This window comes from Pseudoalteromonas sp. BZK2, assembly GCF_014349195.1.
GTDB classification, from domain to species: Bacteria; Pseudomonadota; Gammaproteobacteria; order Enterobacterales; family Alteromonadaceae; genus Pseudoalteromonas; species Pseudoalteromonas simplex.
In genome coordinates, this window is sequence record NZ_JACSOG010000012.1 from 1 (window position 1) to 26,763 (window position 26,763).

Below are 26,763 nucleotides of genomic sequence, written 5' to 3' on the forward strand. Positions count from 1 at the left end.
TTTATACTGCGTTATTGATTTTAACAATAGAACCACTATTACTTGCAATCAATGCCTTGCCTAAATCGCTTTTAATTCCAACTGAAACTCGCACCTTGAAATGGTTTGGGTATATAAAGCCCAGCACAGTATGAAGTACTGGGCTGTTTTTTTAGGATTGATAGTCGTAGTAAATCAAAATACACACCAGCTAACCTACTTAGATCTAATCTTCGCTTAAAAGATTGAAAAGTTTATGTTACAACGGCACTAACATTACTTTTTAGTTACAAACATGACTGAACTTTACCATTGGTTTGATTTAATCGGCGTAGCCGTGTTTGCTGTTTCTGGAACGCTATTAGCGTACGACAAAAAAATGGATGGCTTTGGGGTTGTTGTGTTAGCCACAGTCACTGCTATTGGCGGTGGAACTGTGCGCGACGTTATTTTAGATGTGCCCGTATTTTGGTTACATGATCAAAGCTATTTCTGGGCTATATTACTTTCTGTATTTGTTACCACTCGTTTAATCAATAAACAGCGTTCGATTTCACTTAATGCATTGCAAGTGGCAGATGCTTTTGGTTTAGCATTTTTTGCGGTGATGGGGGCGCAAAAAGCCATGCTTGCCGGTATGCCTGATACCACCGCGATTATTATGGGTGTGATCACAGGGTGTTTTGGTGGCGTTATCCGTGATGTGTTGGCTGGAAATATGCCGATGCTGTTAAAAGGTGAGCTCTATGCTATTACTTGCATCGCAGGTGGGATTGTTTACACATTAAGTATCTCACTGGGTTTAGTGACCGAAATGGCCATGGTGTTGGCTATGCTTATGACCTTATCACTGCGTTTAGCTGCAATGAAATGGCACCTTACATTACACGTTTTTAAATATCCCGACTAAGATTAGTATTAAGAATGAATGATAGGGACATCATGGATCGTGTCTTTAGCTAGAATATTTTCTCGTGCACAAGTAGGTGTGCAAGCTCCTGAAGTGATTGTAGAAGTACACTTAGGCAACGGCTTACCTGCTTTTCATATCGTTGGCTTGCCTGAAGCGTTAGTCAAAGAGTCAAAAGATAGAGTGCGTAGCGCACTCGAAAACTCACAGTTTGGCTTTCCTGACCAACGAATAACCGTCAACCTTGCGCCTGCTGATTTACCTAAAGAGGGTGGTCGCTTTGACTTGGCTATTGCAGTGGGTATCTTGGTCGCCTCTGGGCAAATAAACTGCCCCGATATTCATCGTTATGAGTTTTACGGAGAACTGGCATTGAATGGTGAGGTAAGAGGGGTGAATGCTATTTTGCCTTCGGTGTTAGGAGCGAAAGAGCTGGGGCGCTGTTGTTTTTTACCCGCCGAAAACGATAATCTCGCAAGCCTTGTTTCGGGCGTTTCTCGAAAGGCCGTTTACTCTTTACAAGATGTTTGGAATGACTTATTAGATCAGCAACCTCTGCCACTTAATATTTGTTATCCAGAGCAGCAGTCGCAGCGTGACTCGCTACTCGATTTAAGTGATGTGAAAGGTCAACCTGGGGCTAAACGAGTGCTAGAAATTGCTGCGGCTGGTGGTCATAATTTACTATTTCTTGGCCCTCCAGGTACTGGCAAGTCAATGCTTGCTCAGCGTATGCCTACGATTATGCCAACCATGTCGGATGATGAAGCAATTAGCACTGCCGCGTTATATTCGATAATTGGTCAGTCGGTTGATTTATCGAATTGGCGTGAACGCCCCTTCAGAAACCCACATCATACTTGCTCTGCTGTTGCCCTTGTTGGTGGTTCCTCAAATCCTAAACCGGGTGAAATCTCTCTCGCTCATAATGGCGTTCTGTTTTTAGATGAGTTACCCGAATTTGAAAGAAAAGTGCTCGATTCACTGCGTGAACCAATGGAAACGGGCGTGGTGACTATATCGCGAGCGGCACGACAAATGGAATTTCCATCGCAATTCCAGCTGATCGCCGCATTAAATCCTAGCCCCACAGGAAGCCATACCGATAAGCGTGCAACGCCAGATCAAGTATTGCGGTACTTATCTCGGGTATCTGGGCCATTTATCGATAGGATTGATTTACAAATTGAGCTGCCGCGACTCACCAGTAGTCAATTGCAGAGCACGCAAGTAGAAGAAAGCAGTGAACAAGTAAGAGCCAGAGTCGAAAGAGCTTATGCAATTCAACTCAACCGACAAGGCAAAGTGAATGCGCGCTTGAATAATAAAGAAATGAGCATTCATTGTGAGTTGGCAACTGCTGAGTTGCAGTTTTTAGCAAAAGCCAGCGAAAAACTGGCGTTATCACCGCGTTCATATCATCGCATTATTAAAGTGGCACGTACCATTAGCGACCTAAAAGCACAGCCAGCAATTACTTTAAACGAATTAAAAGAGGCGTTGAATTATCGTGCGTTTGAACGGCTAATAAGCCAATTAACGCAGTTTTAGTGAGCTTTTAAATTGATAGCATGTAGCCTTTACCGCGAACGGTTACGATACGCTTTTGGTCTTTTTCATCGCTGAGTTTTTTACGTAAGCGGCCAATAAGTACATCAACGGTACGATCGCTTGGGCTCCAGTCAGGCTGACCAATTTCTTCGGAAATTTTTTCACGTGATGTCGCTTTACCCGCATTTGCAATAAGGCAAATAAGTACCTTGTGTTCTGCTTCAGTAAGACGAGACTCTTCACCATTAGGGGTGACTAATGTTCGGTTATCAGGGTGCAGTTTAAAGTCGGCATATTCAATAAACTCTTCGCTCTCATCATCTTGCTGAGAGCCTTTTATGCGTTTAAACAGGGCGCGCATTCTAAGTTCAAGTTCAAGTAAATCAACTGGTTTGCAAATGTAGTCATCAGCACCTTGTGCAAGGCCTGCAATACGGTCAGCTTGCGAGTCACGACTAGACAGCACAATAACGCCAATGTCTGTTAGTGCATTAAGCTCTTTGGCAAGCAAAAGCCCATCGCGTTTTGGTAACACAATGTCGATAACGGCTAAAGAGATTGCTTTTTTTGATGAAGCACGCAATTGTACAATGCTTAATGCATCGGCCCCCGTTGAATCTACCTCAATATTAAACTCAGTTTCTTTAAAATGATTAAGAATGCGTTTAACGAGTAGTTCGTCGTCTTCAACCAATAAAACTTGAATAGTCATTCGCTTTAATTTCACACTTGATTTGTTGTAATGTTAGCACTGTATGGCAAAGGCTGAGAAGTGCCATGGTGAGGTTTGTAACTATTTCTTACAACTTAATAGCTTAGCGTTAGCTTAAAAGGGAGAGCGCTGAGCACTCGCACAGTGCTCAGCCAAGTGATTAAACTACTTTTCAGGATAAAGGTGTTGCCACCATTGTGGCTGATCTTTTAAGTTTTTATCGAAATAAGCCAACATGGTATTCCACCAGTCGAAGCGTTTATCACGAGCAAAAATTTGGTGATCTGCACCTTTATACTCAATCAGGTCAACATCTTTACCTAATAACTTTAATGCCGTGTACATATTGTGACTTTCACCAACCGGTACGTTGGTATCCGAATCACCATGAAGGAGTAATATCGGCGTTGTTACTTTGTCAGCATGAAAAACCGGGCTGTGTTGGCTGTAAAGTGTAGGGTTGTTCCACGGGTAGCTATTTTTAGATGCTTCAGCTGAGTATAAGTAACCCCACCAACCTTGGCCCCAATACGAGGTGATGTTTGAAATTCCAGCATGAGCAATCGATGCACTGAACATATCTGTTTTAGTTGCGAGTAGCATGGTCATAAAGCCACCGTAAGAGGCTCCTAAATTACCTACACGCTTACTATCTACAAAGCTATATTTATCTAAAAAGGCTTTTGTGCCGTCGATGATATCGTTGGCGGTGTATTCACCCCATGCGTTGACGTGTTTAGCCGAGAACTCTTGGCCAAAGCCGGTTGCGCCCGTAGGTTGTACAACGTAAACAACATAGCCATGCTCAGCCCATAGGTTAAATGGGTAGCGACCGGTAAAACCACGGGTTACTGGCGATGTACCACCATAATAATAAACCAGTGCAGGGTATTGTTTATTGCTATCTAAATCATGGGGTAAATAAACGCGGCCTTTAATTTCAATGCCATCTTTATTAGTAAAGTTAAACTCTTCCAGTGAGGCTACTTGCGTATTTTTATAGCCAATTGGCTTAGAGTCCCACACTACTTTAGCGCGACCTTTACCTAAGCTTAGTTGTTTTAACTGCTGAGGTGTTGACGCTGTGGTGCCGGTAACCAAAATGCGCGGGGTGCGTTCGTGTGAGTAGCTAACTTGCTCAACAACATCAAAACCCGTATTCACTTTATTAAAACGCTTTTTGCTTAAGTCGAATTGATAAAGTTGTACGGTATCTTGCTCGGTCACTTTAATAAGCGCATCACCGTTTTCAAGCACATTTAACTGGCCGATAGCTGGGTTAAAAGCCTTACTCAGAGCGCTGGCTTTTTTACCGTCACGGCTTAGCAAATAAAGTTGACCGTCATAGTTATTCGCAAGCATCCCTTCAGGAAGGTTACGACCTAAGCCATTATTAAAATCTGGTCCGGCAGTGACATAAATTCCGTCGTCAGTATATTTAGCCTGATTAAATGTATTGTATTGACCAAGTACCGTAGTTGCCGATGTCGCTAGGTTTAGCTCAACAAGTTCTGTTGCTGGTTGTGGTGATAGCTTCATTGCTTGTGCAGAGCGGCTCATCAAAACGTGGCCGCTTTTAGCGTCAAAATCTTCAAGTGAATGGCTAAGTGGGCCTTGGCTTAAGATTTTGCTTAGACCTGTGGCGATATCGAGTAAATAGACTTGCGATGTGGTACGAGCATAAGACCAACGGTCTTGCAGGCCTTGGTAATGTTTAGTGAGCTTGCCATTGTCTGTTGGAGACTTCGACCAACTAAAAATTAAGCTGTTGTTATCGAAAAACTGAAAGCCACTTGCACCCGCGAGGTTTTTAGCAATGACGCTAAATTGCATGGTTTTTAGGTTTAAACGCTTAAGCTCGCCATTTAATAAATACACTAAGCTTTTGCTATCTGGGCTCCAAGTTATGTTACTCGGCTGGGCTGACTCAAAGCGATAAAGTGTATTGTTTTTTGCGTCTTTAAGCTCAGTAACATATTGCGCTTGATTAGCGGTTGCATCTTCGTAATGACGTTGGCTAGTTATGAAGTAATCGCCATTTGGTGCCATTGAAATATAACTAACCGTTGGCGCATCGAATAATTGCTTAGCCGACAAACCGAGTTGTTTTTTAGCACTAAATTGCACAGCATCTAGTTCTGACTTAGCCGTAAAATCAAGCTCAACCTCATTCCAGTTGGCTACTTGCTCAGTGATGATAATAAACTGATGATCGCCTTGGCTTAAAGCTAGCTCATAGCTTTTATTTTTTTCTGTTTGCTTTTCACCATCAATAAATAGCTGCGCGTTTTCAATGCCTTTAAGTGTTAATGAGCCTTGGCTAAAACGTTCAGTTGAGGCGGTAAATTTCAGCGCCTGTAAACCACCGAGTGTTAGCGCGCTCACTTTGTCGAATGATTGCCAGTCAAGTTCATTACCAAAAACACGCATGCTATCGCTGCTGTTTTGCAAGCTTGGTAATAGGTTAGCAATAATGGCATCGCGATGATCCGTTTGATATGGCTTAAGTTGCATATCTTCGCCAAGAGGGCCAATAAATTGCACCGCTGATTTATCAATGGCAGCGGCCATCGCAGTATTGCTTAACGCACATAACGCTAATGCACTAAATGTTGTTTTTAGCTTGGCTGATTGGCTTAGCCAAGTAGTTGAAAGTGTCATAGTTTCGCCTGTTGAAGGTAATTTAAACCAATATAGCACGCTGCAAATTAGCCAAAAAGTGCTCTGCGTTAGATTGCAGTCGGGTTTGAGCTTGTGGTTTTCAATTGCTATGGTGAGCAGGTTAACTTTTTAAGAGGGCTTACAGTGACATTGTTACTTGTTTATATGTTTGTTGCCATTACGGTTTCGTTTTTGTGCTCAGTGATGGAAGCGGTACTGTTAAGTATTACGCCAAGTTATGTTGCCATGCTCAGAAAGCAACAACCACAACTGGCAAAACGTGTTGGTAAGCTTAAAGACAATATAGACCAACCGCTGGCAGCAATACTTACGTTAAATACCATAGCGCACACGGCAGGCGCAGCTGGTGTTGGCGCACAAGCTGCAGTGGTGTTTTCAGATGCTGCGGTTGGCGTTGCCTCTGCAATTATGACGCTATTGGTTCTGGTGCTTTCTGAAATTATTCCGAAAACATTAGGGGCTAATTATTGGCGAGGATTAACACCCATTGTTAGTGTGAGCCTAATTTGGTTGGTGTTTATTCTAAAACCCTTTGTGTGGTTTGCAGATATTTTAACGCGCTTTTTAGGGCGTAATTACGATGAAGCCTATTATATTCGCCAAGAAATTGAAGCCATGGCTGATATTGGTACTGAATCAGGAGCCCTTGGGCAAGATGAATCTGAAATTATACGCAGCCTGCTGCATTTTCGTCATGCCAAACTCGATACCTTAATGACACCACGTACGGTGCTTTTTAAAGTACATAAAGATTTAACTGTAAACCAATACTTGGCGGAGCATGGTTCTTCTTCGTTTTCTCGGGTATTGGTTTATGACAAAAATGGTGATGATATTATTGGTTTTGTGCATAAAAATGACATTATGCTGGCTTATCATCGTCTAGGTGAAGACTATAAAATTAGCAAGCTCGTTAAGCCTATTTACACCGTACCAGAAACCTTACATGTGCCGACCTTACTTGAAACCTTACTGTCTGAGCGCACGCATATTTGTTTAGTCGTGGATGAATACGGTGATGTGCAAGGTATTGTCACCCTTGAAGATTTAATCGAAGCATTAATGGGGCTCGAAATTGTTGATGAGCACGATCAATCAGCTAATATGCAAAAAGTCGCCAAACAGCGTTGGCGACAACGTTTAGCATCTAGTAATACCATCGTCAGTGACGATAAGCGTCAACCTTAGCGGCGATGTCCTGCTGCGGTTTTTACCATTTGTCGCCATGAGAGTGACCAATTTAAAAAGTCTTCTTTGGCTTTCGGGCGGCACAGCAAAAAGCCCTGCATAAGAATAAACTCTTTGTAGCGGTCGAGGTATTCGAGTTCTTCCACTCGCTCAATGCCCTCGGCTACAATAGCGAGATCTTCTTGTATCGCTATATTCACTAAGCTACTAACAATCACTTGGGAAAACTGATCGGTTTCAATATTGCTAATCAGGGTGCGATCGATCTTAATTTCGGTAAACGGTAATGTTTTGAGTTGTTGAACATTAGTAAAGCCAGTGCCAAAGTCATCGAGCGAAATACCAAAACCGCGCATTCGTAAACGGTTGAGTGTTTCGAGCTGTGCCGCACTTCTAAGTGCATACTGCTCAGTGATTTCGAGGATGATTTCACTTGGAGTTAAATTATTTAAGTGTAAGATTAACGCAAGTTTATCTGGGCAGCTTAAGTCTTCTAGTTGCGAGGGTGATAAATTGAAAGCGAGCTTTAAGTTTTGATCAAAGTTTTCCTTTATTTCAATAAAATCGCTAGTGGCTTTTTCAAATAATTGAAAAGTAATAAGGTTTATCAAGTCCAAATCTTCAGCAACACAAATAAAGCGTTCGGGCAAAATGATTTCTTGTTCTTGACGCGTGTTGATCCGTGCTAATACTTCAATACTTTCAACCCGGTTGTCATGACGATTAATTTTAGGCTGATAAAATGGGATCACTTCATTGTGGCTGATAGCATGCAGTAGTAATGATTCAGAAATAGGCGCCTGAGTTCGTTCAACATGAATAGCAAAGTGTTCCAACTTTTGAAGTAGTAAGTAAACTTGATTTAATTGTACTGGCTTAGAAACATTACCAATTAAGTGAGCGTTATGCTTGCGAGCTAAGTCTGCAGCTAGGTCTATAACCTTAGGGTCCATCTCAGAAATAATGGCAATTGCACCTTGGTATTTCATGGCACCTAAATGACGGATAAGTTCCATGCCATCCATGTCTGGCATATTGAGATCAGTAAAAACAGCATCAAAGTATTTCGGGGCTTTTTTTATTTTTTCTAGTGCTTCCTCAGCACTTAGGCTTGTGGTGATATGAGGGACTTCGAGCTCATTCAAAATAGCATGCATGACAATTAAAATTGCTTTCGAATCATCTACGACGAGAATGTGCCTATTTGACTTAACCATATTCATTCCTTGAATGAGAATACTATTATAAAAGTAGTAGAAAAATTGCATTAAGTCATGTTTATTGATTTCTTTTTGTATAATAAATGCACAATCACTTAAGGGGTTGAAACTCGTAATTTTATCTGTGCGAAGTATAATAGCCGCACTTTTTATTCGTATTTATAAGAACTATGGTCAGACTTCAGTTGAGTCTCGCAGATGAAATCTTTATTTTGCATTTAAACGGCTCACAGTTAATTCAGATTTTTCATCAACAACAAGCAATTGCCTTCGATAATCCAGAGCCAAAACTTTATGAGTTTGATTTTCAGGGGCAGCGTATTGGCCTTGATACCAGTAAAGTGCACGAAAAAAGCTTAGTGATTTTTGTTAATCAGCAGCAGGTAAGTCAACTTGCTTTACCTGAGTTGCAAGAAGCCGAACCAAAACGCGGCATTATTGGTTTGCTGGCATTAGGTTTTAAATTATTCAAAAGTGCAAAAGTCGTGAAAGCTGCGTTAGCGGGTGCCTCGGTGGCTGGCTACGCTTGGCTATTTTCCATTGAATTTGCCTTAATGTTAATCGCTTGCTTGGTTGTGCATGAATACGGTCATGTGCGCGCAATGAAATATTTTGGCATTAAAACGAAAGGTATTTACCTTATTCCCTTTGTCGGTGGTTTGGCTGTTTCTGATGATAAAATTACCACTCGATGGCAAGACGTGGTGATCTCACTCATGGGGCCCGCTTTTGGCTTAATTACCTCAGTGCTGGGAGTGGTGCTTTACTACGCCACTGAAATGGAAATATTCGCCGGTGTGGCGGTACTCAGTGCACTGTTAAACCTATTTAACTTGTTACCTATTCTGCCCTTGGATGGTGGCCATGTACTTAAAAGCATTAGTTTTTCGATGCGTTCATGGATAGGCCTAAGTGTATGTTTATTAGGTGTGTTATTTGGCTTGTGGCTGAGTTACACCTTTGGCTTGATGCTACTGGTGTTTTTCTTATTTGTAGGGGCACTTGAGATTATCTTTGAGTGGCGCGGGCGTCACTACTCACACCTCATTCCTCTTGATACTTACGGGCAAGGTTTTTCAGCAGTAATGTACGCACTGGTTGTTGCAGGTCACGTTGCGGTGATGATGCACTTTGCCGACTCAGAAAGCCCAATCTTAAGCTTACCAATGAAGATATTAGCAAGTTAATTAATATTTAAGCACTAAGTTATATTCCGCTTGGTGCTTAAATTCACGTTAGTGCATATAAATCCTTATTTAAATGACTAAGCATTAAATTTAAAAAGGATACTATTTGAGAAAGTTCCGATTTATAGAAACTAGAATATTTAGCTAATCTTAAACCCAAGAGGAACAGTAAAAGGACTTTGCAATGAGCTTGTTCAGAAGGGAGGCGACTGTGCAGCAAAGTGAGCAGTTAATATGTGTAATCACTTTAGCACAGACATTATCTATTAAATTAAATGGAGGTTGTTTTGTTCATGAAGCAATTTTTATTTAGTTTCTTTATCACTTATATCATAACCAGAGTTGCTTTTTTTACTTTTGATTTTTCTATTTCAAAAAGTAGTAGCTTGGTAGATTATTTTATCGATATATCTGCGTTTATTTTAGTGTACTTCGTTGTTTCTAAGATCGTTTGTTTTGTATTAAAAAGAGATAAAAGGAGCGAGAGCAGTAATTCTAACTTTAAGTAATAGACTATTGCTTGGGTAGAGTGAAGACCTCTTTTCGGCGCTGATTGAAGCACTACAGATTGAGGGTTTTGGTTACCTTTGATAAACAAACCGTTTTGAAGAGGGGCTCTCGCTATGAGCTTTTGCCCCTTTCTAATAGGTGATGTTTATAAAGCTTTTTTAAGGATAAAAGCTCAGCATTAACGATATAAATACGCCGGTGATGATCAGCTGTACAAGGCAAAAGCCCATGATGTCTTTTGCTTTTAAGCCGGCAATAGCAAGTACGGGGAGTGCCCAGAACGGCTGAATAAGGTTAGTCCAAGCATCGCCCCATGCGACAGCCATAGCAACCCGTGGCATATCCGCGCCAAGTGTTTGTGCTGCAGGAATGACAATCGGCGCTTGCACCGCCCATTGACCGCCGCCTGACGGCACAAAGATATTCACAAACCCTGCACTTAAAAAACTCCAAAAAGGCAGCGTTTCGGCTGTTGCAATGGCAATAAATCCTTCAGAAATTTGTTGAGCAAGTCCCGTTTTTACCATAATCGCCATGATCCCGGCATAAAATGGAAATTGAATCACAATGCCAGCGCCACTAGGGATTGCTTGCTGTAAGCTGCTAAGTAAATTATGTGGTGTTTGATGCAGTAAAATTGCGCTAAATAAGAAAATTGCGATCACGCTATTTAAGTTTAAGCCGCCTCCGTTTAACACAAAATAATAAAATAAATAGGCAAGACCAACGGCACCTACTCCCATACCAAGCAAACGACTATGTTCTATGACTTCAGCAGGGCGGGTGGGTGTTGCTATTTGCTGCGTTTCATCATCAAGCTTTGCGGGGTCAACATAAACACTATCTTTTTCGCTTGGCAGCATATAGCGATTTACCAACGGCATGATAATAAACAAGCCCACAACAATAGCGATATTAAATGCCGAAAAAATTGTGTTTTCGGTACCTATCACCCCAATGCTTTGCTGTGCAAAGTGGCCATCGGTTGCGATGGTCAGCGGCACTGAACCGGCTAAGCCACCATGCCAAACAATAAAACCTGAATAGGCACTGGCTACTAACAAACGGTAATCAACGCGGGTTTGTTTCGCAATTGCTTTGGCGAACAAAGCGCCAATAACTAAACCGAAGCCCCAATTTAGCCAGCTAGCCAATAATGACACGAGCGTAACGAGTATAATCGCTTTGGCAGAGCTGTTGGCGAAAGTCGCAAGCTTGTTGAGTATGCTGCGCATCACCGGGGTACTTGCTAGCATGTAGCCCGTTAGCAGCACCAGCAACATTTGCATGGCGAATTGTAGCAGGTTCCAAAAACCACCACCCCAAGCCGCGAGCACTTGCGTGGGCGTTGATGGCGTAAAGAGGCTCGCAACGATAAAGCTCAGCAAAGTGAGTAATATAACAAATACAAATGGGTCGGGTAGATAACGCTCTACTAGATTAGTGAATGGTTTAGCAACGCGATTTAGCATGGTTTTTATTGTTGTCGTCGAATCGATAGTGCCAATAAATCATGAATAACGATGATTGGCAAATTGCGACGTCGTTGCTTGAGCTTATGCCTTCAAAAACAAATGCTAAAATTAATTACTGTGAATCTTGCTCAAGCACCGCTTTTAAGCGAGCCTGAACTTCTTCGACTAGCAGTATTGGCTGGAACTTTGATAAAAACGCATTACAACCAACTTTCTCAACTAAAGCTTGATTAAAGCTACCACTCAAAGATGTGTTAAGCACGATATATAGGTTTTTCATGCGGCTGTCGTTACGAATTTCGTGTGTTAAGCGGTAGCCATCCATTGCCGGCATTTCTGCATCGGTGATCACCATGAGTAATTCTTTCTCAACATCTTTGCCTTGATCAGCCCAGCCTTTTAACATTTCGAGTGCTTCAAGTCCGTTACGAGCAGGTATGATTTCGATGCCAAGTTGCGACAAGGTATCGCTTACTTGTTTACGAGCCGTTGGCGAATCATCGGCATGAAGAATTTTGCGGCCTGCAAATTCATTCACGATACTTTTATCAAGAATGTCATTAGATATTTGTACTTCATACTCAACGATTTCGGCGAGCACTTTTTCTACATCGATAATTTCAACTAGATGTTCTTGGCCATCGCGTTTTACTTTAGTTAAGGCTGTTAGGTAGTGATTTTTACCAATTGCGGTTGGCGGTGGCATGATATCTGACCATGTCATATTAATGATCTGATCCACTTTACCAATTAAAAAGCCTTGCACAGTGCGGTTGTATTCAGTGATAACTAGGTTTGTATCTTCGATGTTTTTAGCTTCAGGCATATTAATCGCCTTGCGTAAGTCAATAACCGGAATTGATTCACCGCGTATATTTACTACCCCCGATACTTTTGGGTGCGCATGAGGGATCTTGCTAATTGGTGGCAGCTTTACTACTTCTTTAACTTTAAACACATTTAGAGCAAATAAGTGACGGCTGTGAAGGTAAAATAGCAAAAGCTCTAAGCGGTTTTCACCGACCAGTTGCGTACGCTTATCAACAGAAGCAAGAACACCTGACATATTTCACCCTAAACACCTAATACAGAGATAGTATAGTCTACTATTATTTTTCATCGACATGTATGTTCAATTTAGCGCCTGTTGCTAAATATCCTGCATTACAGTACCGTATCGATAATTTCCCCCACGATAAATTGCAAGGATCATGCACTATTTTTTTAATCGAATAGTAGTTCTTATTCGCAGCCATATTGATCAAGTAAGTTGGCAGGCTGTGGTGCTTACCACGCTTTTGCATATGCTACTAATTTGGTGGCTGCTTATGCTTGCAGGAGAGCAAGCTCTTACACCTCTTGGCACTTATTTTTATTATTATGTAGTAACTACGTCAACAGTTGGCTATGGCGACTTTAGTGCGAGCACTGAGCTTGGCCGTTGGATTGTCGCATTACTGCAAATACCTTTTGGTTTAGCATTATTTGGCGTTCTGTTAGGAAAAACAGGGCAAACAGTAACTTATTTAATTAGGCGCGCTATGACGGGTGATAAAAGCTTCGCACATATAAACAATCACATTATTATCTTTGGTTGGCATGATACACGTACTAAGAAGATGGTCGATTATATCTTGGCCGATCATAAACGTTTAGATCGTCGTATTTTATTGGCCGTTACGGAGCAAATGGAGCATCCATTTTTAGCAAACCCGATGGTTGATTTTGCACGCTTAACTAGCTTTACTGACCTAGATGAGTTGAACCGAATTGCGATTGGCCGGGCCGATAAAATTATTATTGATGGCCAAGATGATGACCAAACGTTTACAACGGCATTACGTATTAGCAAGTTGGTAAATGAACAGTGCCACATTAGTGCACATTTTTCTGATGAAACTAAAATCGAAATGCTACATGAGCATTGCCACAATGTAGAATGTAGCAGTGCTAAATCAGCCGAGATATTAGTGCGTTCAATGCAAGACCCGGGTTCAAGTCGCGTGCAAGAAGAGTTACTATCGACATTGCACGGTGATACTCAATTTAGTTTACCAATTCCAAAAGGCGTGCAAGCAATGGAGTTTGGCAAACTGTTTCATCACTTTAAATATAGTCACGATGCTATATTACTGGGTGTCGCACATAATTTGAGTGCAAAAAATATGGACTTAAACCCGCCGCTTGATTATGTAGTAAGTGAGGGAGATATTTTGCATTATATCGCTGCTGAACGAGTTTTGAGCGACGAAGTTGATTGGTCAGCGTTGGTATAGTACCAATCCGCAATAATACTTTTAATTAAGTGAATTGGTATATATGAATGAAGTTGTGTTTTTAATTATCGTACTCAGTGCCTACATTTTACCTGTGGTCATTGTGCTTAATAGTAAACGCACGCAAGGCCACGAAAAGAATGCTTGGTTAATCGGTATCATCTTCTTTTCGTGGTTAGCTTTAGTAATGTACTTAACAATTATCCCTAAACACGGGCGAGTCAAAAAGCACCGTAAAGTAAAACCCAAGGGTTAACTTACCTTAAGCTTACAGCTGCTTTATCACTTCAACTGTTTTAGTTTATGGTCTATCACAGGATCATCCGGTGAGAGTTGCTGCGCCACTTCTAAGACCTTAATTGCATCGTTTGGGTGCTCATCTTGATGCTTGATTGCAACATCAATCAGCGGTTGCACATCAATCGCATCTTTTTGCTCTTGCATGTGCTCGGCTTTTTCTTCAGCTAAAATTGTATGCGCGGTGCTTAGTAAGGCTAAACGATGTGGCGAACTCTTGTTTGCCTTATTTAGGCGACGATAATAGTCTTCTTTAAAGCGTAGCGTTTTGGTTTGCTGGCGGAACTGAGCTATATCAACTTGCTGGTGGCTTATAAAATCAACAGCAACATCTTTATAAAAGCCAAACTTATTTAAATATGTTGCATGAACACTATGGCCCATACCGAACACGCGTAAGTGGGTGAGTTGTGGGTAACGTTTAGCATGAGCTCGGTCGATACGATTAGTTGGGTCGTAAATAATATAACCCTTTGCATGGCCTAAATCTAAATCGTGGTAGTCACCGTTCCAATCGAATTTTTGCGCGATGTCAGTGCTTGAACGGTCATCCCATGGTGCTTTTTCTTTGTTTTTTGTGCTAACAGGGTGAAAGAGTAAAACTTTATCAAGCTTTAATAGATTGGCAAAGGCGCCAACGGCAAAGCCTCCTCGGCTCAAACCATAACCTAACCGCTCTTTGAATCCGCCAATCAGTGGTGCTAGCTGCTCAATGAAAAACAACAGATTGCGGTGCCTAAACCAGTTGCTAATGCCTAAATGTTGAAAGGCGATAATATTCACATCTTGCTTTTTCGCGAGCTTATAAGCCCAAGGCGAAAAATCATCAGTAATATCATGTTCTTGATAATTTGTTCCAGCAGGAGAGAAGGTAATTAGCAGGGGCTTATTGGCATCAATGATATGGTATTTTACATAAACATCGCCGAGCAAATCACCGCCAGTCATAGGTACAAGGCTTTGTTGCTCATCGCGGGGAAGACGGGTCCATTCCTCTAACCAATACAGTAATTTCATACATCCCCCTTAGTACCTCTAAAATAAAGGGGCGAAATTATAGCAAAAATAGCAGCTCATTAAAAATGGCCGCTACTTTATACGCTTAGCCCTCGCTCATTGCGATGATTTGTTGCCAATCATGTTCGGTGACAGGCATTACTGACAATCGGCCGCCTTTTTTAAGGGCAATTTCGGTGATTGCATCATTGGCTTTAATCGCTTGCAGGCTAACTAACTTTTTAAGGTGTGATTGATATTGCACATCGACCACAAACCAGCGCGGGTTATCAGCGGTTGCTTTGGCGTCGTAGTAATCGCTATTTAAATCAAACTGTGTTGGGTCGGCATAAGCTTCGCGAGTTACCGTAGCGATACCTGCAACACCCACCTGTTTGCAACTTGAATGATAAATCATCACCAAGTCACCGTGCTTGATACCATCGCGAAGAAAGTTGCGGGCTTGATAATTACGCACGCCATCCCACATAGAGGTTTGCTCCGGTGCGTTTTTTAGATCATCAATTGAAAATGCATCGGGTTCGGTTTTAAAAAGCCAATAAGCCATAATGAGGTGCTCTTACAAAGATTTACTTCCAATTAGTCTATAGTATCATTAAACGCTTGTCGGGATTGAGGATAAATAAATGAGCCAAGTATTAGATGACCTACTGTCATTAATGTCGTTAGAAGAGATTGAGCAAGGCTTGTATCGCGGGCAAAGCCAAGATTTAGGATTTAGAGCGGTTTTCGGTGGCCAAGTAATGGGCCAAGCCCTATCTGCCGCAAAAGAAACATTACCACAAGGACGCATTGTTCACTCTTTACACTCTTACTTTTTGCGCCCAGGTGATGCTGCAAAGCCGATTGTCTATGATGTAGAGAATATACGTGATGGTAAAAGTTTTAGTACTCGCCGTGTCAAAGCAATTCAATATGGTAAGCCGATTTTTTACATGACCGCTTCTTTCCAAGGTGAAGAAGAGGGCTTATCACACCAAACGCAGATGCCTGATGTACCACAGCCTGAAGAATTAAAGTCATCGCTTGAATTTTACCAAGCAAATGCAGAGCTTATTCCTGAACCAATTCGAAATAAGTTCATCCGAGAAGTACCAATTGAAATGCGCCCTGTGACTTTTCATAACCCATTCAAACCACAAGTGATGGAGCCAGTTAAGCATATTTGGTTTAAAGCTAATGGTGAGATGCCTGACGATCAGCGCATTCATAATTACTTACTTGCGTATGCATCTGACTTTGAGTTTTTACCAACTGCATTACAGCCGCACGGCGTATCGTTTATGCAGCCGAATATGCAGGTTGCAACGATTGACCATGCAATGTGGTTTCACCGCCCGTTTAGACTAGACGATTGGATTTTATATTCGATTGATAGCCCAAGTGCGAGCTCTGGTCGTGGTTTGGTGCGAGGTCAGTTCTTTGACCGTCAAGGCAATTTGGTTGCCTCAACGATCCAAGAGGGGGTTATGCGTCAGCGTTAATCTTTTGTGTGCTGAGCTTGGCTTTGCACTATATCGTCAATTGACTGCCAGACCCGTGCTGGCAGCAATGCTTTAAGGTATAAATACACCTCACATAGTTCATTGCTACCCGTTAAGCCTTGCTCTGTTTCGGTAATTAGCTTTTGCTCTCGCAAGCTTGAAATAAAACCAATAAGTACTTTTTTGTCGAAGAACTCAGGGGTTTTAATGCCGTGCAAGGTGCCCAAGCGCTCTGCTAACACTTGGCTTTCGTGTTCAAGTTCTTCACGCTCAATACCACTGCTAGTTTGAATAAAACCAACCACGATAGCGTAGCGTTGTAGTGTTAAGCTTAGAGCACGACCAAGCATTTCGAGTTTCGCTAAGCAGTCGTTGCTGTTTGTGATCTTGATATTATCGCTATCAATTTCAATCAGGTCCTGATCAACGAAGCTTGCAAGTACGCGCGTAATGTAGTTTTCATCTAACTCATGCAAGAACCACTCTTTGGCAAATAGCGGGTAAAAACGTGCAATTAAGGCTTGGCAATCTGCCATGGTAGTTTGATGTGCTTTGAATAAATGCAGCGCCAATAAGCTCGGTACTGCAAACAAGTGCAACACGTTATTACGGTAGTAGTTGAACAGTGTTTTTTCTTTATCGTTAATAGCGATAATTTCGCCAAACTCGTCACTGATCACATCAAACTTATTAAGTTTAAGGGCATGCTCTAGTAGCTGCTCGGCGCTTTCGTCTGGTGTGGTCACCTTTTCACTGTAGCTGGCGCTACGCTGTAAATGTAGATAAAACTCAAGCTGAGTAATCAGCTTTGGTTTACTTAATGCGTGTTTATCATTAACCAGTAATATCATCGCAAGTAGATTCACCGCATTGAGTGCAGCGGCGCTATTAATATTAACCATGACTTTATCAGCGAGGTTAGCGACTTGTGGTCCAAGCCATTGTGGTTTCTGAACATCAGTTGGGTGAATCGACTCTCGCCAATCAGGTTGTTGATCATTGAGATATTGGTTTATCGATATAGGGTCGCCAAAGTTTAAATAACCACGACCATAGTTTTTAAGGTTTTTAATTGCCTTAAAGATACCTAATACCGACTCACCTTTTTTATCGTTACCGGCAAGCTCTTTTAAGTAGGTATTAATTTCCATTACGTGCTCATAGCCAATGTATACAGGCACAATTGAAATAGGGCGATCAATGCCACGTAACATGGCTTGTAATGTCATGGCGAGCATACCTGTTTTTGGCGGTAGCAAGCGACCAGTTCGGCTACGACCACCTTCAGTGTAAAACTTTACTGAATAGCCTTTGATAAATAACTGGCTCAGGTACTCTTTAAATACAGCTGAATATAACTTATTGCCCGCGAATGAGCGGCGAATAAAGAAAGCACCACTGCGACGGAAAATCCCCCCTGCTGGAAAGAAGTTTAAGTTGATACCCGCAGCGATATGCGGCGGAACTAAGCCTAAATGGTAAATAGAATAGGTCAGCAATAAGTAATCCATGTGCGAGCGATGACAAGGCATATAGATAATCTCGTGGCCTTTATCTGTGAGCTCATGCACTTGTTCTGAAAACTTAATATCAATCCCGTTATAAAGCTTATTCCACAGCCACGTTAAAATACGGTCTGCAACACGAATGGTGGCATCGCTATAATTAGCGGCAATCTCATCAAGTAGCTTTAGCGCATTTTGGCGCGCTTGCTCTTGGCTAATGTTTTTTTCTTTCGCTTCTATTTGAATTGCTTTTTTTATTGTTGGTGAGGCAAGTAGCGAATTAAATAGCTGTTCACGTGATGGCATTTTCGGGCCAGTCGCTGCCAGTTTTTGACGACGAAAGTGCACGCGGGCTACACGTAAAAGCTTATGAGGTAGTTCATCAACATCGGCTTTTTCATTCACCAATAACGATAAATCGAGTGGCTGACTAAAGCGAATAAAGTTATCGCGCCCAGAAAATAGCAACACAAAGAACTTACGAAACCAGCTGGGTGTTAATGAATGAGACACCAAAGTACCTAAACCTGGTTTTTCTTTGCCTGGGTTGCGGCCCCATAAAATAGTCACTGGGATCACTTGGACGTTTTTCTCACCTGATTGCATCAGGTGGTCAATAATTTGTTTGCCTTGCTGCAGAGCATTGCTAGGTTTGCTTTTGTTACCAAATAGCGGTGGTGGGTTTTGAATACCGATAAAGCGATCAAGTTCTGCATTACCTAATAACTGCTCTTCGGTCGGGTTAGGTAAGCCGTATTTTTTACATACCCGCGCCAGTGCTGCTAAATCAGAGCGTGCATTTAGCCTAACAATATAGAAAGTAGGGTTGGCTGGGTTTAGATTGTATTGTTCAATCGGATTCTCTGGCAGCACCTTACTTTTTACAAACAAGCGGTTCATACCGGCAGAAATGAAATTTAAACAACGATTAATGATATGCATCAACTCACCAAAGTTATTAGTAGATATTAAATAGACCGAGTGTGGTCAAAAATAAGCGGCATAGAATAACAATTATTAACTGGACTGACCATTTAAAAGCGATTTTCTAGCCTCTTTACTCGCACAAGTATAATTTAAAGACGCTAATGTTATTGATAAAGTTCGAAAATTAAACAAAATTTAATTTAGACCTTTGAGATTTTCAAAATAGTTGTTGCATTTATCACCAATCTATCTATAATACGCAGGCTTTCAAAATTCCCTCGGGAACTTGGAAGGAAAGATTAAGCTTGGATTTCAAGCTAATAAACAGGAATTCCGATTTGGAATTCAACGTAGATATAAGAAAGCAGCCGACATCTTAGTTATTAAGATTGTTTCGGTCGTTTTTTTATGCTCTTTTTAAATGCTCTTTATATTGAGGTTTAAGAATGTCAAATCAACGCATTCGTATTCGCCTAAAAGCTTTTGACCACCGTTTGATTGACCAATCAACGGCGGAAATCGTGGAAACTGCGAAACGCACTGGCGCACAAGTACGTGGTCCAATCCCACTACCTACACGCTTTGAACGTTTTACTGTACTAACTTCACCGCACGTTAACAAAGACGCGCGTGATCAGTACGAAATCCGCACCCATAAACGTCTGATCGACATCGTAGAACCAACTGACAAGACTGTTGACGCTCTTATGCGTTTAGATCTTGCTGCTGGTGTTGATGTTCAAATCAGCCTGGGTTAATCGGAAGATTAGAGAGGTTTTAGGAAAATGGCATTAGGTCTAGTCGGTCGTAAAGTGGGTATGACACGTATCTTCACTGAAGATGGTGTATCTATCCCTGTGACAGTTATCGAAGCGACACCTAACCGCATTGCTCAGATCAAATCTGAAGCAACTGACGGTTATAACGCGCTTCAAGTAACCGCAGGCACTAAAAAAGCAAGCCGTGTAAACAAAGCAGCAGCGGGTCACTTCGCTAAAGCTGGTGTTGAAGCGGGTCGCGGTCTGTGGGAATTCCGCCTAAATGGTGGTGAAGGCGATTTTGAAGTAGGCGCTGAGCTTACTGTTGAATTATTCAACGAAATCAACAAAGTTGACGTAACCGGTACTTCTAAAGGTAAAGGTTTCCAAGGTGGTGTTAAGCGCTGGAACTTCAGCATGCAAGACGCTACTCACGGTAACTCTCTATCTCACCGTGCTCCTGGTTCAATCGGTCAAAACCAATCACCTGGTAAGGTGTTTAAAGGTAAGAAAATGGCCGGTCACATGGGTGCTGAGCGTGTAACGACTCAAAACTTAGAACTAGTTCGCGTTGACGCTGAGCGTAACTTGCTTTTAGTTAAAGGTGCAGTACCTGGCGCTATCGGCGGTGACGTTATCGTTAAACCAGCTGTTAAAGCATAAGTCCTGGAGATTTAGTGATGGAATTAGCAATTAAAGACGCTTCTGGCGCTCTTGAAGTTTCTGAAGCTACTTTTGGACGTGAGTTTAACGAAGCATTAGTACACCAAGTAGTTGTTGCTTACGCAGCAGGTGCTCGTCAAGGTACTCGTGCTCAGAAGACACGTTCTGAAGTAAGCGGTGGTGGTAAAAAACCATGGTCTCAAAAAGGTACTGGCCGTGCACGTGCTGGTACAATTCGTAGCCCAATTTGGCGTTCAGGTGGCGTTAGCTTCGCAGCTAAACCACAAGATCACAGCCAAAAAGTAAACCGTAAAATGTACCGCGGTGCGATCAAAAGCATCTTATCTGAATTAGTTCGTCAAGAGCGTTTAATCGTTGTTGAGCAGTTTGGTCTTGAAGCACCAAAAACTAAAGAACTAGTTGCTAAGCTTAAAGAACTTGAGCTTAAAGATGTTCTAATCGTGACTGAAGAAGTAGATGAGAATCTTTTCTTATCGGCACGTAACCTATACAAGGTTGACACGCGTGATGTAGCTGGTATCGATCCTGTAAGCCTAATCGCTTTCGATAAGGTACTTATTACAGCTGCTGCTGTTAAGCAACTTGAGGAGGCGCTAGCATGATCCGTGAAGAACGTCTTTTAAAAGTGATCCTTGCTCCACACATCTCTGAGAAAAGCACTATCGCTGCTGAAGAGAACAACACGATTGTTTTCAAAGTAGCTTCTGATGCAACTAAAGCTGAAATCAAAGCTGCAGCAGAAAAGCTTTTTGAAGTAGAAGTAACTGGTGTTCGCACACTAAACGTTAAGGGTAAAACAAAACGTACTGGCATGCGTTTCGGTCGTCGTTCAGACTGGAAGAAAGCTTACGTTACTCTTAAAGAAGGTAGCGAGCTAGACTTTGTCGGCGGCGCCGAGTAATAAGGGGAGTTAGAATTATGGCACTTCAAAAGTGTAAACCAACTTCTGCGGGTCGTCGTCACCTGGTTAAAGTGGTTAACCCAGATCTACATAAGGGTAAACCTTACGCACCACTACTAGAGAAAAACTCTAAGTCTGGTGGTCGTAATAACAAAGGTCGTATCACGGTTCGTCACATCGGTGGTGGTCATAAGCATCATTACCGTGTAATCGACTTTAAACGCACTAAAGATGGCATTCCAGCTGTTGTTGAGCGTCTAGAGTATGATCCAAACCGTAGCGCAAACATCGCTCTTGTATTATATGCAGACGGTGAGCGTCGTTACATTATTGCACCTAAAGGCTTAAAAGCTGGTGATTCAATCCAATCTGGTATTGATGCACCAATCAAAGCTGGTAACACGTTACCAATGCGTAACATGCCTGTAGGTTCGACTGTTCACAACGTAGAATTAAAACCAGGTAAAGGCGCGCAAATCGCACGTTCTGCTGGTGCATACGTTCAAATCCTTGCTCGTGAAGGTCAATACGTAACTCTACGTCTTCGTTCTGGCGAAGTTCGTAAAGTTCCAGCTGACTGTCGCGCAACACTTGGTGAAGTAGGTAATGCTGAGCATATGCTTCGTTCACTAGGTAAAGCTGGTGCAAATCGCTGGCGTGGTATCCGTCCGACAGTTCGTGGTGTTGCCATGAACCCGGTAGATCACCCGCACGGTGGTGGTGAAGGTCGTACATCTGGTGGTCGTCATCCTGTGTCTCCATGGGGTAAACCGACTAAAGGTGCTAAGACACGTAAGAACAAGCGTACTGATAAATTTATCGTACGTCGTCGTACTAAATAATAGTTGAGGAATAGCCATGCCACGTTCTCTCAAGAAAGGTCCTTTTATTGACCTACACTTGCTGAAGAAGGTAGAGAAAGCGTTGGAAAGCGGTGACAAGAAGCCAATTAAAACTTGGAGCCGTCGTTCAATGATCATACCTAACATGATCGGATTGACCATCGCTGTCCATAATGGTCGTCAGCACGTTCCTGTGTTCATCACAGACGAAATGATCGGTCACAAACTAGGTGAATTTGCACCAACTCGTACTTACCGCGGTCACGCTGCGGATAAGAAAGCGAAGAAACGTTAAGAGGGGAATGATAAATGCAAGCATTAGCTAAACATAAATTCGCCTCTGGTTCGGCGCAAAAAGCACGTCTAGTTGCAGATCAGATCCGCGGACTTCCGGTTGATCGCGCTCTAGAAATCCTGGCGTACAGCCCTAAAAAAGCGGCTGTATTAGTTAAAAAAGTACTTGAGTCTGCTATTGCTAACGCAGAGCATAACGAAGGTGCTGACATTGATGAGCTTCGTGTAACTACGATCTTTGTGGACGATGGTCCAACAATGAAGCGTATTATGCCACGTGCTAAAGGACGCGCAGACCGCATCCTTAAGCGTACAAGCCACATCACTGTTGTGGTTTCAGATAGCTAGGAGTATAAGTAATGGGACAAAAAGTTCATCCTACTGGTATTCGCCTAGGTATCTCTAAACCTTGGGTTTCTACCTGGTACGCGAATTCAAAAGATTTCTCTGATCAGCTTTTTGGCGATCACAAAGTACGTACTTTCCTTACTAAGGAATTAAAAGCGGCTTCTGTGTCTAAAATCGTTATCGAGCGTCCAGCTAAATCTATCCGTGTAACAATTCACACAGCTCGTCCTGGTGTTGTTATCGGTAAAAAAGGCGAAGACGTTGAAAAACTACGTCAAGCAGTAACTAAGATTGCAGGTGTTCCGGCTCAGATTAATATCGCTGAAGTTCGTAAGCCTGAACTTGATGCACAACTAGTAGCTGACGGTATTGCGTCACAGCTAGAGCGTCGTGTTATGTTCCGTCGCGCTATGAAGCGTTCGGTACAAAATGCAATGCGCATTGGTGCAAAGGGTATCAAAGTTGAAGTTAGCGGTCGTCTTGGCGGTGCTGAGATCGCACGTTCAGAATGGTATCGTGAAGGTCGTGTACCTCTACATACTCTTCGTGCTGATATCGACTACGCAACTTCTGAAGCCTTAACCACTTATGGTATCATTGGTGTTAAAGTTTGGATCTTCAAAGGCGAAGTTATTGGTGGTTTACCACTAGTACAAGAGCAAGAGAAGCCAGCTAAACGCGCGCCAAAGAAAGCCAAAAAAAGTGCTAAGTAGAGGTAGCGAGTAATGTTACAGCCAAAACGTACAAAATTCCGTAAAATGCACAAAGGCCGCAACCGCGGTTTAGCGCAAAACGGTAACAAAGTAAGCTTCGGTACTTTCGGTTTGAAAGCTACTGGCCGTGGCCGTATGACTGCTCGTCAAATCGAAGCAGCTCGTCGTGCTATGACACGTCACGTAAAGCGTCAAGGTAAAATCTGGATTCGTGTATTCCCAGATAAGCCAATTACGAACAAACCATTAGAAGTTCGTATGGGTAAAGGTAAAGGTTCTGTTGAATATTGGGTTGCTGAAATTCAACCTGGTAAAGTACTTTACGAAATGGAAGGTGTTTCTGAAGAGCTTGCTCGTGAAGCATTTAACCTTGCAGCGCGTAAATTACCATTCACAACAACTTTCGTAACTCGGACGGTGATGTAATGAAAGCTAGCGAACTAAAAGACAAAAGCGTAGAAGAGCTAAATGCTGAACTTCTAGGACTTCTTCGTGAGCAGTTCAACCTGCGCATGCAAGCAAGCACTGGTCAGTTAGCTCAGACACACACGCTAAGAACAGTACGTCGCGATATCGCGCGTGTAAAAACAGTTATTAACCAGAAGGCAGGTCAATAATGAGCGATAAAATCCGTACTCTTCAAGGCCGTGTAATCAGCGACAAGATGGATAAATCTTTCACTGTTGCTATCGCACGTTACGTGAAGCATCCAGTATATGGAAAATTCATCAAACGTACGACTAAACTACACGTACATGACGAAAACAACACAGCTCAAACTGGTGACGTAGTTACTATTTCTGAGTGCGCTCCTATTTCTAAGACTAAGTCTTGGACTTTAGTAGACGTTGTTGAGCGTCCAAAGAAAGCTTAATTTTTAATTAAGTTTCCTTACTAAAAAGCCCCGGCATCTGCTGGGGCTTTTTGTTTTTAAAATACAGTTGGAAGCTTTAAGCTTTAAGTAGATTGAGCGGGTTGTTTTCTTTCGGTTTACTAAAACTAATAGTTGCTTGAGAGTAAACAGGATTTAGTTTGTCCTAGCACCTAGCACCTAGCACCTAGCACCTAGCACCTAGCACCTTCAATCATTTCCCCAGCGCTTTATCTAGCTCTTCTCTTAAGCGTGGACCTTTTAGGTTTTCAGCCATGATTTCGGCGGCTTTTGCATTACTGCTATTCTCAATAGTGGTAATTCGTTCTGCTAAATCACTGGCATAACTATTGTTGCCGTCTCTTGTGGCGCGAAAAAATTGGCCGATGAGGGCTGTGGCAGAAATATTGCGAACATAATCATTATCGTCTGTTTGTAACAGCTTTTGAAAATGCTCAGCGAGCTTAGGCGAGACGTTATTTTGGCGAGATAAATTCTCTAAAGTACTGACACGAATCTTAGGATCATTAGTGTATTCGCTAATGCTTATCATGGCATCGATAACAGCATTTTCTTGGTTTTCATCTAAGTCGCGTCTGAGCATGCTTAAGGTCATTTTTAGTTGCCCGTAGGCTGCTAAGCGCTCATTTTCGGACTTACTCAAATTGAGTAAGGTAGCAAGAGCTTCATTTATTGAGTTGTCGGCATATTGTGGGTCTGCTTTGATGCGTTCGCGGTAGTCATCAGGTAAATTTCCTAGCCAACCCATTGCTGGGTTCCTTTTTTCTATCTCAGCTCGTCGCTCACTTTCTTGCTGTGCCATTGCTTGTTTTACCAATGAGGTCAGTCGCTCTTGGTCAAGAGTGTGGGTTTGATTTTCAAGCTCGTGAATGCGTGTTTCGAGATCTAAAATATAGCCATGTAAGGCAACTAGGTTTTCTCTGTCTTGCTCTGGAATGGTTAACTCTTTTAAGTTAGGTTTTGCCTGCTGTATAACTACAGGCTTGTCAGTCGAGTTTACTTTTGTATAGCTATAAATTGATAAGCCCAGTGCAATGCTTGCAAATGCCAGCGCAGTACTCCCTTGCCAAGTCGACATATCACATCATCCAAGTTGCTTTGTAATATCAGCAGATTAAAACAAGCCATTTGTATTATCAATTACTTATGATGATAAAAACAAAAAGCGCAGCTAGTTAGCTGCGTTTTTAAATAGAGTTTATGTCGATTAATGGGCTTTTGCGTATGCTTCAGCTTGTTGCCATACACGGAGCATATTGCCACTTAAAATCTTTTTGATGTCTTTATTGCTATAACCACGGTCCATTAGGCCTTGCACTAGGTTAGGGTAGCTAGATACATCTTTTAAGCCAGTAGGTAGAGAGTCGCCTACACCATCGTAATCTGAGCCAATACCCACATAATCGATACCAATTAGCTCAACTACATGGTCAATGTGATCAAGTACTTGTTCTAAGCTTGCAAATGGAAACGGGTTTTTAGCGCGATAGGCAGCATCAAAATCTTTACTTAGCTTAGTACCGTCTTTTTTCTTTTCAGCCTTTGCTGATTTAAGTTGATCGTACCAAGAGCCAGCTTTTGCCGTAACAAAGCTTGAACCGAAGTTAATTTGAATAACACCACCATTCTTTTTAAGAGCTAATAGCATGTCGTCATTCATATTACGCTCAAAGCCAGGCGTGTATTTACGCAGTGATGAGTGTGAAGCAATCACGGGTACTTTCGAAATTTCCATCACTTGGTAAAACGCATCATCAGAAATATGTGATACATCAACCAGCATACCAATGTTGTTCATTTCTTTTACCAGCTCTTTACCGAATGGGCTCAGGCCTTTCCACTTACGACGAATATCATAAGATGAATCAGAAATGTGGTTACTCTGCGAGTGGGCTAAAGTGATGTAACGTACGCCACGCTCATAAAAATGCTTAAGGTTTTTAATGTCGCCTTCGATAGGTGAGCCGTTTTCCATACCCATAGCAATCGACATTTTGCCTTGTTTAAACTGCTCTATAATATCGGCAGTCGAGTCTGCAATGGCGAACTTATCTGGCGCGCGTTGTACAATCGCTTCCATAGAGTCGATTAACTGATTTGCTAATTGGTAGCTTTTACCTTTGCCTTCAAATTCTAGGTTTGCAGGAATGTAAATTGACATGAAAGGAGCGTTCAAACCACCTTGAACAGCACGCGGATAATCAAAATCACCGTCGCTTGTGGCTTTTGTTACGTCAGCCCACTTGTTATGAATACGGTAAGGCACATCGATATGGGTATCGATTAAAATAGTGTCTTTTGCCAGTTTAATGGCTTTATCTGATGCAGTAACCGGATCTGCGCTTGCTTGGCCAATCAAGGCCAAAGAAACAGCGGCAACCAATGAGCTTAGTTTTTTCATTTTTTAATGG

General features: G+C 42.1%; 28 protein-coding genes. 18 read left to right on the top strand and 10 right to left on the bottom strand.

The window, feature by feature from the left end; all coding sequences use genetic code 11:
* Nucleotides 1-274 precede the first annotated feature (274 nt).
* Nucleotides 275-889 (top strand): trimeric intracellular cation channel family protein, encoded by a 615-nt coding sequence (locus BIZ38_RS08790; RefSeq protein WP_138600951.1) that lies wholly within the window; start codon nucleotides 275-277, stop codon nucleotides 887-889.
* A gap of 39 nt (nucleotides 890-928) precedes the next feature.
* Nucleotides 929-2,440 (top strand): YifB family Mg chelatase-like AAA ATPase, encoded by a 1,512-nt coding sequence (locus tag BIZ38_RS08795; RefSeq protein WP_187490131.1) that lies wholly within the window; start codon nucleotides 929-931, stop codon nucleotides 2,438-2,440.
* A 7-nt stretch (nucleotides 2,441-2,447) separates the two neighbouring features.
* On the opposite strand, the gene BIZ38_RS08800 is transcribed toward BIZ38_RS08795, so the two are convergent.
* Together BIZ38_RS08800 and BIZ38_RS08805 are read right to left on the bottom strand one after the other, a co-directional pair.
* A complete protein-coding gene (locus BIZ38_RS08800) occupies nucleotides 2,448-3,152 on the bottom strand; it encodes a response regulator transcription factor (protein ID WP_187490132.1) in 705 nt (234 codons plus the stop codon).
* A gap of 165 nt (nucleotides 3,153-3,317) precedes the next feature.
* Nucleotides 3,318-5,813 carry an alpha/beta hydrolase family protein gene (locus tag BIZ38_RS08805; RefSeq protein ID WP_187490133.1) on the bottom strand — a complete coding sequence of 832 codons (2,496 nt, stop codon included), beginning with the start codon at nucleotides 5,811-5,813 and terminating at the stop codon, nucleotides 3,318-3,320.
* A 144-nt stretch (nucleotides 5,814-5,957) separates the two neighbouring features.
* On the opposite strand from BIZ38_RS08805, the gene BIZ38_RS08810 reads away from it, so the two are divergent.
* On the top strand, nucleotides 5,958-7,022 hold the full coding sequence (locus BIZ38_RS08810) for a hemolysin family protein (protein WP_054554517.1): 1,065 nt from the start codon (nucleotides 5,958-5,960) through the stop codon (nucleotides 7,020-7,022).
* Here the strand turns inward: BIZ38_RS08810 and BIZ38_RS08815 are convergent.
* Complete coding sequence (locus BIZ38_RS08815; protein WP_054554503.1) at nucleotides 7,019-8,239, bottom strand: EAL domain-containing protein; 1,221 nt, start codon at nucleotides 8,237-8,239, stop codon at nucleotides 7,019-7,021. The genes BIZ38_RS08810 and BIZ38_RS08815 overlap by 4 nt on opposite strands.
* Before the next feature lie 173 nt (nucleotides 8,240-8,412).
* Between BIZ38_RS08815 and BIZ38_RS08820 the strand changes: the two genes are divergently transcribed.
* The gene (locus BIZ38_RS08820) at nucleotides 8,413-9,429 is read left to right on the top strand and encodes a metalloprotease (RefSeq protein WP_187490134.1); all 1,017 of its coding nucleotides are present in this window, start codon (nucleotides 8,413-8,415) and stop codon (nucleotides 9,427-9,429) included.
* Between the two features lie 668 nt (nucleotides 9,430-10,097).
* Here the strand turns inward: BIZ38_RS08820 and BIZ38_RS08825 are convergent.
* Both BIZ38_RS08825 and BIZ38_RS08830 read right to left on the bottom strand, forming a co-directional pair.
* Nucleotides 10,098-11,411 (bottom strand): short-chain fatty acid transporter, encoded by a 1,314-nt coding sequence (locus BIZ38_RS08825; RefSeq protein WP_054554501.1) that lies wholly within the window; start codon nucleotides 11,409-11,411, stop codon nucleotides 10,098-10,100.
* A 115-nt stretch (nucleotides 11,412-11,526) separates the two neighbouring features.
* A complete protein-coding gene (locus tag BIZ38_RS08830) occupies nucleotides 11,527-12,480 on the bottom strand; it encodes a chemotaxis protein CheV (RefSeq protein WP_054554500.1) in 954 nt (317 codons plus the stop codon).
* A gap of 145 nt (nucleotides 12,481-12,625) precedes the next feature.
* Between BIZ38_RS08830 and BIZ38_RS08835 the strand changes: the two genes are divergently transcribed.
* Together BIZ38_RS08835 and BIZ38_RS08840 are read left to right on the top strand one after the other, a co-directional pair.
* Nucleotides 12,626-13,690 carry a potassium channel family protein gene (locus tag BIZ38_RS08835; protein ID WP_187490135.1) on the top strand — a complete coding sequence of 355 codons (1,065 nt, stop codon included), beginning with the start codon at nucleotides 12,626-12,628 and terminating at the stop codon, nucleotides 13,688-13,690.
* Between the two features lie 43 nt (nucleotides 13,691-13,733).
* Nucleotides 13,734-13,946 (top strand): hypothetical protein, encoded by a 213-nt coding sequence (locus BIZ38_RS08840; RefSeq protein WP_054563926.1) that lies wholly within the window; start codon nucleotides 13,734-13,736, stop codon nucleotides 13,944-13,946.
* A gap of 26 nt (nucleotides 13,947-13,972) precedes the next feature.
* Here the strand turns inward: BIZ38_RS08840 and BIZ38_RS08845 are convergent, their stop codons facing one another.
* Nucleotides 13,973-15,004 carry a cytosolic protein gene (locus tag BIZ38_RS08845; protein WP_187490136.1) on the bottom strand — a complete coding sequence of 344 codons (1,032 nt, stop codon included), beginning with the start codon at nucleotides 15,002-15,004 and terminating at the stop codon, nucleotides 13,973-13,975.
* Between the two features lie 85 nt (nucleotides 15,005-15,089).
* Complete coding sequence (locus tag BIZ38_RS08850) at nucleotides 15,090-15,551, bottom strand: EVE domain-containing protein (RefSeq protein WP_138618051.1); 462 nt, start codon at nucleotides 15,549-15,551, stop codon at nucleotides 15,090-15,092.
* 79 nt (nucleotides 15,552-15,630) lie between these two features.
* Here BIZ38_RS08850 and tesB point away from each other — a divergent pair, with 79 nt between their 5' ends.
* Nucleotides 15,631-16,488, top strand: coding sequence for an acyl-CoA thioesterase II (gene tesB / locus BIZ38_RS08855; RefSeq protein WP_187490137.1), 858 nt, complete (start codon nucleotides 15,631-15,633; stop codon nucleotides 16,486-16,488).
* On the opposite strand, the gene plsB is transcribed toward tesB, so the two are convergent.
* Complete coding sequence (plsB, locus tag BIZ38_RS08860) at nucleotides 16,485-18,935, bottom strand: glycerol-3-phosphate 1-O-acyltransferase PlsB (RefSeq protein ID WP_187490138.1); 2,451 nt, start codon at nucleotides 18,933-18,935, stop codon at nucleotides 16,485-16,487. The two genes, tesB and plsB, sit on opposite strands and share 4 nt — an antisense overlap.
* A 431-nt stretch (nucleotides 18,936-19,366) precedes the next feature.
* Between plsB and rpsJ the strand changes: the two genes are divergently transcribed.
* The 11 genes from rpsJ to rpsQ are packed head-to-tail and all read left to right on the top strand — an operon-like array spanning nucleotide 19,367 to nucleotide 24,334.
* A complete protein-coding gene (gene rpsJ / locus BIZ38_RS08865) occupies nucleotides 19,367-19,678 on the top strand; it encodes a 30S ribosomal protein S10 (RefSeq protein ID WP_002957900.1) in 312 nt (103 codons plus the stop codon).
* A gap of 27 nt (nucleotides 19,679-19,705) precedes the next feature.
* Nucleotides 19,706-20,341, top strand: a complete 636-nt coding sequence (gene rplC / locus BIZ38_RS08870) for a 50S ribosomal protein L3 (protein WP_036974218.1) — start codon at nucleotides 19,706-19,708, stop codon at nucleotides 20,339-20,341.
* Between the two features lie 17 nt (nucleotides 20,342-20,358).
* Nucleotides 20,359-20,964, top strand: coding sequence for a 50S ribosomal protein L4 (gene rplD, locus BIZ38_RS08875; protein ID WP_062568199.1), 606 nt, complete (start codon nucleotides 20,359-20,361; stop codon nucleotides 20,962-20,964).
* Complete coding sequence (gene rplW, locus BIZ38_RS08880) at nucleotides 20,961-21,263, top strand: 50S ribosomal protein L23 (RefSeq protein ID WP_054552368.1); 303 nt, start codon at nucleotides 20,961-20,963, stop codon at nucleotides 21,261-21,263. Before rplD ends, rplW begins: the two co-directional genes overlap by 4 nt.
* A gap of 17 nt (nucleotides 21,264-21,280) precedes the next feature.
* Nucleotides 21,281-22,105 carry a 50S ribosomal protein L2 gene (gene rplB, locus BIZ38_RS08885; RefSeq protein ID WP_054552369.1) on the top strand — a complete coding sequence of 275 codons (825 nt, stop codon included), beginning with the start codon at nucleotides 21,281-21,283 and terminating at the stop codon, nucleotides 22,103-22,105.
* A 16-nt stretch (nucleotides 22,106-22,121) separates the two neighbouring features.
* The gene (gene rpsS, locus BIZ38_RS08890; RefSeq protein WP_010376377.1) at nucleotides 22,122-22,400 is read left to right on the top strand and encodes a 30S ribosomal protein S19; all 279 of its coding nucleotides are present in this window, start codon (nucleotides 22,122-22,124) and stop codon (nucleotides 22,398-22,400) included.
* Nucleotides 22,401-22,414: 14 nt separating this feature from the next.
* A complete protein-coding gene (gene rplV, locus BIZ38_RS08895; protein WP_004588690.1) occupies nucleotides 22,415-22,747 on the top strand; it encodes a 50S ribosomal protein L22 in 333 nt (110 codons plus the stop codon).
* Nucleotides 22,748-22,758: 11 nt separating this feature from the next.
* Nucleotides 22,759-23,460, top strand: coding sequence for a 30S ribosomal protein S3 (gene rpsC / locus BIZ38_RS08900; protein ID WP_054552370.1), 702 nt, complete (start codon nucleotides 22,759-22,761; stop codon nucleotides 23,458-23,460).
* 12 nt (nucleotides 23,461-23,472) lie between these two features.
* Nucleotides 23,473-23,886, top strand: a complete 414-nt coding sequence (gene rplP, locus BIZ38_RS08905; protein WP_036974208.1) for a 50S ribosomal protein L16 — start codon at nucleotides 23,473-23,475, stop codon at nucleotides 23,884-23,886.
* Nucleotides 23,886-24,077: a 50S ribosomal protein L29 gene (rpmC, locus tag BIZ38_RS08910; protein ID WP_054552371.1), complete on the top strand. Its 192-nt coding sequence runs from the start codon at nucleotides 23,886-23,888 to the stop codon at nucleotides 24,075-24,077. The genes rplP and rpmC overlap by 1 nt, the downstream gene beginning before the upstream one ends.
* Nucleotides 24,077-24,334 carry a 30S ribosomal protein S17 gene (gene rpsQ, locus BIZ38_RS08915; RefSeq protein WP_054552372.1) on the top strand — a complete coding sequence of 86 codons (258 nt, stop codon included), beginning with the start codon at nucleotides 24,077-24,079 and terminating at the stop codon, nucleotides 24,332-24,334. Before rpmC ends, rpsQ begins: the two co-directional genes overlap by 1 nt.
* A gap of 211 nt (nucleotides 24,335-24,545) precedes the next feature.
* Here the strand turns inward: rpsQ and BIZ38_RS08920 are convergent, their stop codons facing one another.
* Entirely contained in the window at nucleotides 24,546-25,430 is an 885-nt protein-coding gene (locus tag BIZ38_RS08920) for a hypothetical protein (protein ID WP_187490139.1), read from the bottom strand.
* A 129-nt stretch (nucleotides 25,431-25,559) separates the two neighbouring features.
* Nucleotides 25,560-26,753, bottom strand: coding sequence for a dipeptidase (locus tag BIZ38_RS08925; RefSeq protein ID WP_187490140.1), 1,194 nt, complete (start codon nucleotides 26,751-26,753; stop codon nucleotides 25,560-25,562).
* Nucleotides 26,754-26,763 lie beyond the last annotated feature (10 nt).